This window comes from Streptomyces sp. TRM70350 (assembly GCF_019219825.1).
In the GTDB taxonomy this organism is placed as follows: Bacteria; Actinomycetota; Actinomycetes; order Streptomycetales; family Streptomycetaceae; genus Streptomyces.
Map to the genome: position 1 here is coordinate 16,148 of NZ_JAHUXH010000004.1, position 12,498 is coordinate 28,645.

The window sequence follows — 12,498 nt, forward strand, 5'->3', positions numbered from 1 at the left end:
GCGGCCATCGCGAGCCGACACGGCGGGCTTCTGTTGTTCTATGTGAGTTGAGTTTCTTTTGGCGCAACAAAATCCACGGCCCAGTGTGCCCTCTGAACGCCTTGACAAGGGTTCTGGGCGACCTCAGACTGATGTTGCGCTTACCGCAATCCGTTTCGCTATACGCACCGAGGTGTCATGATGATTCCCGCGTGCCGTCTCGAGGATCTCCCCCGAGGTGAGGCCCACCGGCTCGACATCGATCCGCCGGTTTCGGTGTTCCACACCGACGATGGCGAACTCTTCGCCATCGACGACACCTGCACTCACCAGGACGCGTCGCTCGCCGACGGCTGGCTGGAGGGCTGCGAGGTGGAATGCCCGCTGCATGCTTCCAAGTTCGACCTGAGGACCGGCGCGGTCGACGCCCCGCCGGCCAAGCTCCCGGTGCGGACGCACGAGGTCGTCGTCGAGGGCGGCGTGATCTACGTCCGGCTGTCCACCGACGCGCCCAACCTGCCGCCCTGCATCTCGGCCCGGCTCGCCGGGGGTCCCGCGTGAGGACCGTCGCCGTGGTCGGCGCCTCACTGGCCGGTCTGTCGGCGGCGCGCTCGCTGCGGAAGCAGGGCTACGACGGGCGGCTCGTCCTCATCGGAGACGAGCTCCACCGCCCGTACGACAGGCCCCCGCTGTCCAAGGAGTTCCTGTCCGGCACCCTCGGCGAGGCCGAACTCGCGCTGGAGGCGGACGACGAGGACCTTGGGGCGGAGTGGCTGCTCGGCGTCCGCGCCACCGGACTCGACCACGCGCGGCGTGCCGTCCGGCTCGGCGACGGACGGGAGGTGCCGGCCGACGGGGTCGTCATCGCGACCGGCGCCGCGGCGCGTACCCTCCCAGGGTCCGAGGGCCTGGCCGGAGTGCACACGCTGCGCACCCTGGACGACGCCCGCGCTCTGCGGGACGAACTGGCCCGCGGCGGACGCCTGGTGGTGATCGGCGGAGGCTTCATCGGAGCCGAGGTCGCCTCCACCGCCTACGCCCTCGGACTCGACGTGACCGTCGTGGAGGCGGCGGCGACACCGCTCGCCGGACCGCTCGGCGAGACCATGGGCGCCGTCGTCTCCGCCCTCCATGCCGACCATGGCGTACGACTGGAGTGCGGCGTGGGCGTCAAGGGGCTGAGCGGGGAGACCCGCGTCGACGCCGTCCTGCTGGAGGACGGCCGCAGCATCCCTGCCGACATCGTCGTCGTCGGTGTGGGTGCCCGCCCGAACGTCGAGTGGCTGGAAGGTTCCGGCATCGCTCTCGACAACGGCGTCAAGTGCGGCGCGGACGGCCGTACCAGCCTGGCCGGCGTGGTCGCGGTCGGCGACTGTGCCAACTGGTACGACCCGCGCGCGGGCCACCATCGCCGTGTCGAGCACTGGACCGGCGCGCGGGAGCGCCCCGACGCCGCCGTCGCCACGCTGCTGGCGGGCGGTGCGGTGGAACCGGGCGTGCCCCGGCCGCCGTACTTCTGGTCCGACCAGTACGGCGTGAAGATCCAGTTCGCCGGTCACGCGGCCGGCGCGGACAGTGTGTCCATCGAGGCGGGCGCCGCGGACGACCGCGACGTTCTGGCCGTCTACCGGCGGGCCGGCAACCCGGTCGCCGTGCTCGGGATGAACCAGCCGCGGCTGTTCACGCGCTGGCGCAAGCAACTCGCCGCCACCGCATCCTGACACCGCCCCGCATCTTGACACCGCCCCAGTGGCATTCCATGCTGCGGTTGCGTAGAGCACGCAGCGTTGCTCCATACACAACGCCGTCCGGAGTCGCTCTTCCCGGCGCGTGAATGACCCCTCCACGACGTTCTCCCGAGGAGTGCACCGTGACCTCGACCAGCCTGCCGGACAGCCTGATCGCCACCCTCCCCGGCTCCTCCTACACGGACCCGGGGATCTTCACCCAGGAGCAGGAGCGCATATTCGAGACCATGTGGTTCTGCGTGGCGCGCGCCTCCGAGTTGGCGAAGCCCGGTGCCTTCCGCACCGTCGACGTGGGCCGCGAGAGCATCCTCGTCACCCGGGCGAGGGACAACAGCGTCCGTGCGTACTTCAATGTGTGCCGGCACCGCGGTGCCAAGCTCTGCACCGAGGAGACCGGCGAGGTCAAGCGGGCCTTCCAGTGCCCGTACCACGCCTGGACGTACGACCTGAACGGCAAGCTCGTCGCGGCGCCCAACCTCACCAAGATGCCCGACGTGGGCCGCACCGAGTACGGCCTGGTGAGCGTGGCCGTACGCGAATGGCTCGGCTATGTCTGGGTCTGCCTCGCCGAGAACCCGCCCTCCTTCGAGGAGGACGTCATCGGTGAGGTCGTCGCCCGCCTCGGCGACGTCGAGTCGATCGAGCGCTACGGCATCGAGAACCTCTCCGTCGGCAAGCGGATCGTCTACGACGTGAAGGCGAACTGGAAGCTCATCATCGAGAACTTCATGGAGTGCTACCACTGCGCCACCATCCACCCCGAACTCACCGAGGTGCTCCCGGAGTTCGCGGACGGTTACGCCGCCCAGTACTACGTCGGCCACGGTGCCGAGTTCGGCGAGGACGTCCAGGGCTTCACCGTCGACGGCTCCGAGGGCCTGGACCGCATCCCGGGCGTCGCTGAGGACCAGGACCGCCGCTACTACGCGATCACCGTCAAGCCCCAGGTGTTCATCAATCTCGTGCCCGACCACGTGATCTTCCACCGGATGTACCCGGTGTCCGTGGACCGCACGATCGTCGAGTGCGACTGGCTCTACCTCCCGCACGTCGTCGAGAGCGGCAAGGACGTCAGCCGTTCCGTGGAACTCTTCCACCGGGTCAATCAGCAGGATTTCGACGCCTGCGAGCGCACGCAGCCCGGAATGAGCTCCCGCATGTACGCCAAGGGTGGCGTGCTGGTGCCCAGTGAGCACCACATCGGCGCCTTCCACGACTGGGTGAACGAGCGCCTCGGTACCCCTCAGGGGTGATTCAGCCCAGGTAGCCCATCCGGTGGCTGATCTCCTCGGCGCCCTTGAGCAGCACGGGGGAGAGCTCGTGCAGACGCTCCTCGGTGAACCGGTATGCGGGCCCGGAGGCGCTCAGCGCCGCGATGACCTCGCCGTCCCGGTTGCGGACCGGCGCGGCCATGGCGTGCAGACCGATCTCCAGCTCCTCCAGGGTGAAGGCGTAGCCCCGCTCCCGCGCCTCGGCGAGGTTCTTCTCGAGCTTCGTCTTCGCGGTGATGGTGTGCGGGGTGACCTTCTTCATGCCGGCGGCGGACAGCAGCGCGGCGCGCTCCTTCGCGGGCATGTGGGCCAGCAGGATCTTGCCGCTCGACGTGGCGTGCAGCGGCGTCAGCTGGCCGACCCAGTTGTGCGCGGTGACCGCGCCCGGGCCGCGCACCTGATACAGGTTGATCGCGTAGTGCTCCTGCATGACGGCGATGTTGACCGTCTCGCCGATCTCCTCGGCGAGGCGCTCGCAGACGGGGCGGCCCTGCTGGGTGATGTCGATACGGCCGGTGACCGCGCCGGCCAGGCGGACGATGCCGAAGCCGAGCCGGTACTTGCCGCGCTCGCCGGCCTGCTCCACCAGACCGCGCGCCTCCAGGGCGCCGAGCAGGCGGAAGGCGGTGGACTTGTGGACGTCGATCTCCCCCGCCACCTCGCTGACGCCCGCCTCGCCACGCTGGGCGAGGATCTCCAGGACGCTGATGGCGCGGTCGACCGACTGCACGCCGCCTGCCTGCGAATTCGACGTTTCTGTATCAGGGCTGTAGTTGCTCACGGTAAAACTATACGCGTAGTAAACAACGCCCCTGCAAGCAACAGGACCGAAACCAAGATGTTGGAAGTTGCGCTTTCCGCAACCTGGTGCGTATGACGCGACCGGGTTTAGCATGCCTCGCATATCTACGGCGCGAGCGAGACGAGGCACCATGGCTCCTGTGCAGTACGACTTCGTCATCGTCGGAGGCGGTTCGGCCGGCAGTGCGCTGGCGAACAGACTCTCCGCTGACCCGGCCAAGCGGGTGCTGGTCCTGGAGGCAGGCCGGTCCGACTACCCGTGGGACGTCTTCATCCACATGCCCGCGGCGCTGACCTACCCGATCGGCAGCCGGTTCTACGACTGGAAATACGAGTCCGAGCCCGAGCCCCACATGGGCGGCAGGCGCATCTATCACGCGCGCGGCAAGGTGCTGGGCGGCTCCAGCAGCATCAACGGCATGATCTTCCAGCGCGGCAACCCCATGGACTACGAGCGCTGGGCCGCCGACCCGGGCATGGAGAGCTGGGACTACGCCCACTGTCTGCCGTACTTCCGGCGGATGGAGAACTGTCTGGCAGCCGACCCGGACGACGAGTTCCGCGGCCACGACGGCCCCCTCGTCCTGGAGCGCGGCCCGGCGACCAACCCCCTCTTCGGCGCCTTCCTCGAAGCGACCCAGGAGGCGGGCTATGCGCCGACTGATGACGTCAACGGCTATCGACAAGAAGGTTTCGCCAGGTTCGACCGAAACGTCCATCGCGGACGTCGCCTGTCGGCCTCGAAGGCGTACCTCAAGCCCGCAATGAAGCGGCCGAACCTCACCGTCAGGACCCGCGCCCTCGTCACCCGCGTCCTCTTCGAGGGCAAGCGCGCCGTCGGCGTCGAGTTCCAGCGCGGCCGGGGAGCGCGCCAGCAGGTCCGCGCCAGGGAAGTCATCCTCTGCGGCGGCGCCATCAACTCCCCGCAGCTGCTCCAGCTCTCCGGCGTCGGCAACGCCGAGGAACTGCGCGCCCTCGGCATCGACGTCGTCCACGACCTCCCGGGCGTCGGCGAGAACATGCAGGACCACCTGGAGGTCTACGTCCAGTACGCCTGCAAGCAGCCCGTCTCCATGCAGCCGTACATGGCGAAGTGGCGCGCCCCCTTCATCGGCCTGCAGTGGCTGTTCAGGAAGGGCCCGGCGGCGACCAACCACTTCGAGGCCGGCGGCTTCGCCCGCAGCAACGAGGACGTCGACTACCCCAATCTGATGTTCCACTTCCTGCCGGTCGCGGTCCGCTACGACGGCTCGTCACCCGCCGGCGACCACGGCTACCAGGTGCACGTCGGACCCATGTACTCCGACGCCATCGGCTCGGTGAAGATCAAGAGCAAGGACCCGCGCGAGCACCCGGCCCTGCGCTTCAACTACCTCTCCACCGAGCAGGACCGCCGCGAGTGGGTCGAGGCGATCCGCGTCGCCCGCAAGCTCCTCAACCAGCCCGCACTCGCCCCGTACAACGGCGGAGAGGTCTCACCGGGACCGTCGGTGGAGACGGACGAGGAGATCCTCGCCTGGGTCGCGAAGGAGGGCGAGACCGCCCTGCATCCGTCCTGCACCTGCAAGATGGGCACCGACGAGATGTCCGTCGTCGACCCGACCAGCATGCGGGTGCACGGCGTGGAGGGCCTGCGGGTGGTGGACGCGTCGGTGATGCCCTACGTCACCAACGGCAACATCTACGCCCCGGTGATGATGATCGCCGAGAAGGCCGCCGACCTGATCCTCGGCAAGCAGCCGCTGGAGCCGTCGAAGGCTGCGTACTACCGCCACCGCGACGCCCAGAAGCAGACGGGGTAGACGTTGGGCACCGCAGGGCTCCGGGCGCTGCTGCACAGCGTCCGCTACGAGGTACTGCCCGCGAAGGCGACCGAGGACAAGGTCCTCGCCCATGTCCCGCGCGACGTCGTCGTCACCGTGACCGCGTCGCCGGTCAAGGGCCTGGAACCGACCCTCGACCTCGCCGCCCGGCTCGCCGCGCACGGCTACCGGGTCGTCCCGCACGTGCCGGCACGGCTGCTGCGGGACGACGGGCATGTGAAGGAGGTCGTCGACCGTCTCCGCGAGGTCGGCGTGGACGACGTCTTCGTGCCGGCGGGCGACGCGGACCCGCCGGCCGGCACGTACGACGGAGCACTGCCGGTGCTGCGCCGGCTGAGCGAGCTGGGCAGGCCCTTCGCTCACGTCGGCGTCACCGGCTACCCCGAGAGCCATCCCCTCATCCACGACGACGTCACCATCCAGGCGATGTGGGACAAGCGCGAGCACGCTACGTACCTCGTGAGCAACCTCTGCTTCGACCCACGGGTGCTGGGGGAGTGGATCGTGCGTGTACGGCGCCGGGACGTCACCCTGCCTCTGTACGTCGGTGTCGCCGGGCCCGTGCAGCGGGCGAAGCTGCTGGCGATGGCCACGAAGATCGGGGTGGGGGAGTCGACGCGCTTCCTGACGAAGCACGCCTCCTGGTTCGTGCGTTTCGCGGCACCGGGAGGGTATGCCCCCGAGAGGCTGCTGACCCGTACGGAGGAGGCGCTCACCGCACCCTCGGCGGGGGTGGCCGGCCTGCACCTGTTCACGTTCAACCAGATCGCCGAGACGGACCGGTGGCGCCGCGCGCTGCTGGACCGGCTGGGCGGCTGAACCAGGACCTGGGACCGGCTGGGGCAGCCCGGCCGGCCGCCGGTCGTCCTTCTGCACGGCACGCCCTTCTCGTCGTACGTCCGGCGTGCCGTCGCCCTGCGGGCGCACCTGCTGCATGGCGCCCGCTGAGCGCTCCGCCGGGCGCCGCGAGGGGCCGTCCGTCGTCTGCGGACTCGTCGTTGCTGGTCGCGCCCGCGCGACCAGCCACATGTCGATACAGCCCCTCGCCCCTTCAGGGCGCTGCCGAACCGCAGTCGACTTCCCCAGGTGTGCTCAGCGGGTCCTCGGCCGGGCTCGGCAGCCGCTGTGACCGAGGGGCGGCGCGCCCTGGGCCGTATACGACGGGGGCGGGACCGGAGTCCGGTCCCGCCCCCGTGTGGGTGCGGCTCAGCGGAAGACCACCGTGCGGTTGCCGTCCACCATCACGCGGCTCTCGCTGTGCCACTTCACCGCGTGTGCGAGCACCTGTGCCTCCACGTCCCGGCCGACCGTGACCAGGTCGCCGGGATCGAGGGAGTGGTCCACCCTGACCACGTCCTGCTCGATGATCTGCCCCTCGTCCAGGTCCGGCGTCACATAGTGCGCCGTCGCGCCGACGAGCTTCACTCCGCGCCGGTAGGCCTGCTCGTAGGGGCGCGCGCCCTTGAAACTCGGGAGGAAGGAGTGGTGGATGTTGATGGCACGGCCCTCCAGTTCCTTGCACAGATCGTCGGAGAGGATCTGCATGTAGCGGGCCAGGACCACCAGGTCGATGTCCAGCTCACGCACCAGCTCCAGCAGTCGGGCCTCGGCCTCGGGCTTGGTGTCCCTGGTCACCGGGACGTGGTGGAAGGGGATGCCGTACGTCTCCGCGAGCCCTTCGAAGTCCCGGTGGTTGGAGACGATCGCGGGGATCTCGATGTTGAGGGCGCCGGTGCGCCGGCGGAAGAGCAGGTCGTTCAGGCAGTGGCCGAACTTGGACACCATGATCAGCGTTCGGGTCGGCGTGGCGGCGTCGCGCAGGCTCCAGGAGATGCCGTAGGCCTGGGCCACCGGACCGAACCGGTAACGCAGTTGTTCCAGACCGGCGTTCGGATCGGAAACGTCGAAGTGGACCCTCATGAAGAAGCGGCCCTGGAGTCGGTCGTCGAACTGCTGGCTTTCCAGGATGTTGCCGGAGTTCCTGACGAGAAAGCCGCTCACGGCGTGAACCAGTCCAGCGCTGTCGGGACAGGAGAGGGTGAGGACGTACTCACGACCAGGTTGCGGTCGGGGGGACATAGGCGGCCTCCGTCGGTGCGTAATGCACAACATGGTGAGTGATACGCAACATGGTCGGCTCGGCGTCGCTCGCGGTCAAGGGTGGCCGGGTGAGTGATCGCATGGTCAAATCGTCACCGGCCAACCTCTTGACGTCTGTCTGGACATTCGCCAGGGTTCCACCACAAGCAATCGGGTGCACGATGCGCAACGAATTTCGGTGGAAGGCTCGGCGCGTGGCAGACCTGTACGTGGATGGCGAATGGCGGGACCCGGTGGCCGGCGGGCACCGGGAGATCCGATGTCCCGCTGACGGCACGCTCGCGGCGACCGTCTCGGAGGCGACACGCCCCGACACCGAGGCGGCGATCGCCGCGGCCCGCCGCGCCTTCGACGAGGGGCCCTGGCCGAGCACCTCCGAGCGGGAGCGCGGCGCGCTGCTGCTGCGCACCGCCGACCTCATCGAGCGCGACGCCAAGGAATTCGCCCGCGCCGAGTCCCTGGACACCGGCAAGCGGCTGGTGGAGAGCGAGTACGACATCGCCGACGTCGTCTCCTGCTTCCGCTACTACGGCGGGCTCGGCGGCACCGACGCCGGCCGAGTGATCGACACCGGCCGCGACGACGCCGTCAGCCGCGTCGGGTACGAGCCGGTCGGCGTGTGCGGGCTCATCACCCCCTGGAACTACCCGCTGTTGCAGGCCAGTTGGAAGGTCGCCCCGGCGCTCCTCGCCGGCAACACGATCGTCCTCAAGCCCAGCGAACTCACCCCCTCCACCTCGATCCTGCTGATGAAGGCACTGGAGGAGGCCGGACTCCCGGCCGGCGCCGCCAATCTCGTCCTGGGCACGGGACACGAGGTGGGCGCACCGCTCTGCGAGGACCCGGCCGTCGACATGGTCTCCTTCACCGGCGGCCTGGAGACCGGCAAGCGCATCATGGCCACCGCCGCCGCGACCGTGAAGAAGGTCGCGCTGGAGCTCGGCGGCAAGAACCCCAACGTCGTCTTCGCCGACGCCGACTTCGCCACGGCCGTCGACTTCGCCCTCACGGCCGTCTTCCTGCACTCGGGGCAGGTCTGCTCGGCCGGAGCCCGGCTGATCGTCGAGGACTCCCTGCACGACCGCTTCGTCGACGAGGTCGTCCGCCGGGCCCGGCGGATCCGGCTCGGCGGCCCCTTCGACCCCGACGCCGAGACCGGAGCGCTGATCTCCGCGCAGCACCTGGAGAAGGTCGAGGCGTACGTCGCGGGCGGCCTCGCCGAGGGTGCCGTACTGCGCTGCGGCGGCGCACGGCCCGACGACCCCGCGCTGGCGAAGGGCCACTACTACCCGCCGACCGTGCTCGACGAGTGCCGGCAGGACATGCGCGTCGTGCACGAGGAGTCCTTCGGGCCCGTCCTCACCGTCGAGCGCTTCACCGACGAGGACGACGCCGTACGCATCGCCAACGACACCGAGTACGGACTCGCCGGAGCCGTGTGGACGCAGGACGCCGGGAAGGCCCAGCGGGTCGCCCGGCGGTTGCGCCACGGCACGGTGTGGATCAACGACTACCACCCCTATGTGCCGCAAGCGGAATGGGGTGGCTTCGGGCACTCGGGCGTGGGCCGGGAGCTGGGACCGACCGGCCTGAACGAGTACCGAGAGCCCAAGCACATCTGGCAGAACATCCAACCCCGGCCGCAGCACTGGTTCCGCGGCTGAACGCCGAAAGAGGGTCGAACGTGACCACACAGACCGAGGTGCCGCAGCGGCGCGGCACGCCCCAGGACTCGGGCTCCACCCCGGTCATATCCGTGCGCAGGCTGTGGAAGGTGTTCGGGCCGAAGGCCGACCAGGTGCCGGACTCCGAGGAGCTGTGCGGGCTCACCCGCCGCGAGCTCATGGACCGCACCGGATGCACCGCGGCCGTACGCGACGTCCACTTCGACGTCTCGCCCGGCGAGGTCTTCGTCGTGATGGGCCTGTCCGGTTCGGGCAAGTCCACGCTGGTGCGATGTCTGACCCGGCTGATCGAACCCACCGCCGGTGAGATCGTCTTCGAGGGCGAGGACATCCGTCAGGCGGACGACAAGCGCCTGCGCGATCTGCGGCGCCGCAAGTTCTCCATGGTCTTCCAGCACTTCGGTCTGCTGCCCCACCGCCGCGTCGTGGACAACGTGGCGTTCGGTCTGGAGATCCGGGGCATGGGCAGAGGCGAACGCACCAGGCGGGCCCAGGAGGTCGTCGAGCTGGTCGGCCTCGCGGGCTACGAGAACTCCTACCCCGACCAGCTGTCCGGCGGTATGCAGCAGCGTGTGGGCCTGGCCCGGGCGCTGGCCGGTGCTCCGGACGTGCTCTTCTTCGACGAGCCGTTCTCGGCGCTCGACCCGCTGATCCGCCGTGACATGCAGAACGAGGTCATCCGTCTGCACCACGAGGTCGGCAAGACGATGGTGTTCATCACCCACGACCTCTCCGAGGCCCTGAAGCTGGGCGACCGCATCCTCATCATGCGCGACGGCAAGATGGTCCAGTGCGGCACCGGCGACGAGCTCGTGGGCGCCCCCGCCGACGACTACGTACGCGAGTTCGTCAAGGACGTGCCGCGCGGCGACGTGCTGACCCTGCGATGGATCATGCGGCCTCTGGAGGACGGCGACGCCCTGGACGGTCCCGAGCTGGGGCCGGACGTCGTGGTGAAGGAGGCCACCCGGGCGGTGCTCGCGGCCGACAAGCCGGTCAAGGTCGTCGAGAACGGCAAGCTGCTCGGCATCGTCGGCGACGAGGAGATCCTCGCGGTGGTCGCCGGGCAGGAAGGCGGCGCGTGATGACCGTCGCCGTCGAGAAACCCGAGAAGACGCGGACAGTCGAGCCGGCCGCTCCTGTCAAAGAGACACGCAAGGTCAGCCGGTCCATGGTGGTCGGCGCCATCCTGGTCGTCTGGCTGGTGCTGTTCGCCGTACTGCGCGGCAAGCAGACCCTCGCCCTGGCAGCGGCCGATCTCACCGATCTGCACCGGTGGTTCAACGACGTCAACGACTCGATCGGCGCGAACCGCAACTCCAACCCCCTCTTCCTGTACTTCTTCAACGAGATCCGCCTGGTCATCGACTCCCTGGTGACCTTCGTGCAGGAGCTGATCTCACAGCCGTCCGCCGACCGCCCCGTCCCGCAGATCGGCTGGCTCGGTGTCGTCGGCATCGCCGGCTATGTCTCCTGGGCCGTGGGCAACTGGCGGGTCGCGCTGCTGGCCGTGGCCGGCTTCACCTTCCTGGGCCTTCAGGGCCTGTGGCAGGAGAGCATGGACACCCTGGCGCTCACCGTCTCCGCCGTCTTCGTGGCACTGCTGTTCGCGATCCCGTTGGGCGTGTGGGCGGGGCTGTCCGACCGGTTCAACCGGATCGTCACGCCCTTCCTGGACTTCATGCAGACGATGCCGACCTTCGTCTATCTGGCCCCGCTGACCCTGTTCTTCCTCATCGGCCCGGCCTCCGCCACCATCGCCACGCTGATCTACGCGGCACCGCCCGCGATCCGCATCACCGCGCACGCCATCCGCTCCGTACCGAAGACCACGGTCGAGGCGGCTGACTCACTGGGCGCCACCCGACGGCAGACCCTGACGAAGGTACTGCTGCCGATGTCCAAGCGGACCGTGGTGATGGGCGTGAACCAGACCATCATGGCCGCCCTGGCCATGGTGACCATCGCCGCCCTGATCGACGCGCCCGGCCTCGGCAAGACGGTCGTCCAGGCGCTGCAGTCGCTCGACGTCGGCACGGCCTTCAACGCGGGCCTGGCCATCGTCGTCATGGCGATCGTGCTGGACCGGGTCGCCACCGCGGCGAGCGGACGCGAGGAGGCGGCCCGGGGTTCGAAGAACCGCTTCCTGACCTGGCGGCGCCCGCTGCTGGGCGCCGGTGCGGCGGCCACGGCGGTTCTGATCTACCTCTCGCACACCTATGTATGGGCGGCGGAGTTCCCCGGCGAGGGAGGCACCGGCAGTGCCATCTCGAGCGGGGCCGACACCGTGACCACCTGGGCGCAGGACAACCTGTCGGGCTTCACCAACGGCTTCCGCGACGCCCTCACCAACGGTCTGCTCAACCCGTTCCAGACCCTGCTCACCGACTCACCGTGGTGGCTCGTCGGCGCCGTCCTGATCGCGCTCGGCGTCGTCCTCGGCGGCTGGCGCGCCGGCCTCACCACGGCCGTGTGCGTCGGCCTGCTGGTCGGCACCGGAGTGTGGTCGGACAGCATGACGACGCTGGCGTCGACCGTCGTCGCCACGGTGCTCGTGATGCTGCTCGGCATCGTCTTCGGCGTGTGGATGGGACGCAGCGCACTCGTGGACCGGGTCCTGCGCCCGTCCCTGGACGCGGCCCAGGTCATGCCGCCGTTCGTCTATCTCGTACCGTTCCTCGCGCTGTTCGGCGCGACCCGCTTCACGGCGATCGTCGCCGCCGTCGTCTACGCGGCCCCTGTCGCCATGAAGATCATCGCGGACGGCGTACGGAACGTGCCCGCCACCACCGTGGAGGCGGCCACCTCGGCCGGGTGCAACACCTGGCAGATCATCACCAAGGTCCAACTGCCGATGGCACGCGGCGCCCTGACTCTCGCCACCAACCAGGGCCTGATCTACGTGCTGTCGATGGTTGTGGTGGGCGGCCTCGTAGGCGCGGGCGCCCTCGGCTACGACGTCGTGGCCGGTTTCTCGCAGGGACAGCTGTACGGGAAGGGGCTCGCCGCGGGGCTGGCCATCGTCCTTCTCGGAGTCATGTTCGACCGGATCACTCAGGCAGCGGCGCGCCGTACCAGCGCGTAAGGAGCA

At 69.2% G+C, this 12,498-nt stretch carries 10 protein-coding genes and 1 pseudogene; 9 read left to right on the top strand and 2 right to left on the bottom strand.

Translation table 11 applies throughout. The features are described from left to right. The first annotated feature begins 177 nt into the window (after positions 1-177). The 3 genes from KWI83_RS08125 to KWI83_RS08135 all read left to right on the top strand — a co-directional run bounded on the left by KWI83_RS08125 (position 178) and on the right by KWI83_RS08135 (position 2,980). Positions 178-540 carry a bifunctional 3-phenylpropionate/cinnamic acid dioxygenase ferredoxin subunit gene (locus KWI83_RS08125; RefSeq protein WP_218513611.1) on the top strand — a complete coding sequence of 121 codons (363 nt, stop codon included), beginning with the start codon at positions 178-180 and terminating at the stop codon, positions 538-540. Then, positions 537-1,700, top strand: a complete 1,164-nt coding sequence (locus KWI83_RS08130; RefSeq protein WP_218513612.1) for an NAD(P)/FAD-dependent oxidoreductase — start codon at positions 537-539, stop codon at positions 1,698-1,700. The genes KWI83_RS08125 and KWI83_RS08130 overlap by 4 nt, the downstream gene beginning before the upstream one ends. Before the next feature lie 149 nt (positions 1,701-1,849). Further along, on the top strand, positions 1,850-2,980 hold the full coding sequence (locus tag KWI83_RS08135; protein ID WP_218513613.1) for an aromatic ring-hydroxylating dioxygenase subunit alpha: 1,131 nt from the start codon (positions 1,850-1,852) through the stop codon (positions 2,978-2,980). Between the two features lies 1 nt (position 2,981). On the opposite strand, the gene KWI83_RS08140 is transcribed toward KWI83_RS08135, so the two are convergent. Then, entirely contained in the window at positions 2,982-3,728 is a 747-nt protein-coding gene (locus tag KWI83_RS08140; protein WP_218513884.1) for an IclR family transcriptional regulator, read from the bottom strand. A 202-nt stretch (positions 3,729-3,930) separates the two neighbouring features. Here KWI83_RS08140 and betA point away from each other — a divergent pair, with 202 nt between their 5' ends. The 3 genes and pseudogenes from betA to KWI83_RS38185 form a co-directional block, all read left to right on the top strand. Beyond that, on the top strand, positions 3,931-5,601 hold the full coding sequence (gene betA, locus KWI83_RS08145; protein ID WP_218513614.1) for a choline dehydrogenase: 1,671 nt from the start codon (positions 3,931-3,933) through the stop codon (positions 5,599-5,601). A 3-nt stretch (positions 5,602-5,604) separates the two neighbouring features. Then, the gene (locus KWI83_RS08150) at positions 5,605-6,441 is read left to right on the top strand and encodes a 5,10-methylenetetrahydrofolate reductase (RefSeq protein ID WP_218513615.1); all 837 of its coding nucleotides are present in this window, start codon (positions 5,605-5,607) and stop codon (positions 6,439-6,441) included. 9 nt (positions 6,442-6,450) lie between these two features. Beyond that, positions 6,451-6,537 (top strand): annotated as a pseudogene (locus KWI83_RS38185) (alpha/beta hydrolase); the annotation flags it as partial. A gap of 291 nt (positions 6,538-6,828) precedes the next feature. Here KWI83_RS38185 and purU read toward each other — a convergent pair. Beyond that, entirely contained in the window at positions 6,829-7,701 is an 873-nt protein-coding gene (gene purU, locus KWI83_RS08155; protein WP_218513616.1) for a formyltetrahydrofolate deformylase, read from the bottom strand. Positions 7,702-7,916: 215 nt separating this feature from the next. Here purU and KWI83_RS08160 point away from each other — a divergent pair, with 215 nt between their 5' ends. Genes KWI83_RS08160 through KWI83_RS08170 form a run of 3 tightly spaced genes read left to right on the top strand, consistent with a single transcriptional unit; the run spans position 7,917 to position 12,492 of the window. Further along, on the top strand, positions 7,917-9,386 hold the full coding sequence (locus KWI83_RS08160; protein ID WP_218513617.1) for an aldehyde dehydrogenase family protein: 1,470 nt from the start codon (positions 7,917-7,919) through the stop codon (positions 9,384-9,386). 20 nt (positions 9,387-9,406) lie between these two features. Next, a complete protein-coding gene (locus KWI83_RS08165; RefSeq protein WP_218513618.1) occupies positions 9,407-10,492 on the top strand; it encodes a glycine betaine/L-proline ABC transporter ATP-binding protein in 1,086 nt (361 codons plus the stop codon). Further along, positions 10,492-12,492, top strand: a complete 2,001-nt coding sequence (locus tag KWI83_RS08170) for a proline/glycine betaine ABC transporter permease (RefSeq protein ID WP_218513619.1) — start codon at positions 10,492-10,494, stop codon at positions 12,490-12,492. Before KWI83_RS08165 ends, KWI83_RS08170 begins: the two co-directional genes overlap by 1 nt. The last annotated feature ends 6 nt before the right edge of the window (positions 12,493-12,498 follow it).

Coding starts and splice junctions, on each gene's coding strand:
- KWI83_RS08125 (WP_218513611.1), top strand. CDS start 178: ATGATGATTCCCGCGTGCCGTCTCGAGGATCTCCCCCGAGGTGAGGCC.
- betA (WP_218513614.1), top strand. CDS start 3,931: ATGGCTCCTGTGCAGTACGACTTCGTCATCGTCGGAGGCGGTTCGGCC.
- purU (WP_218513616.1), bottom strand. CDS start 7,701: ATGTCCCCCCGACCGCAACCTGGTCGTGAGTACGTCCTCACCCTCTCC.
- KWI83_RS08170 (WP_218513619.1), top strand. CDS start 10,492: ATGACCGTCGCCGTCGAGAAACCCGAGAAGACGCGGACAGTCGAGCCG.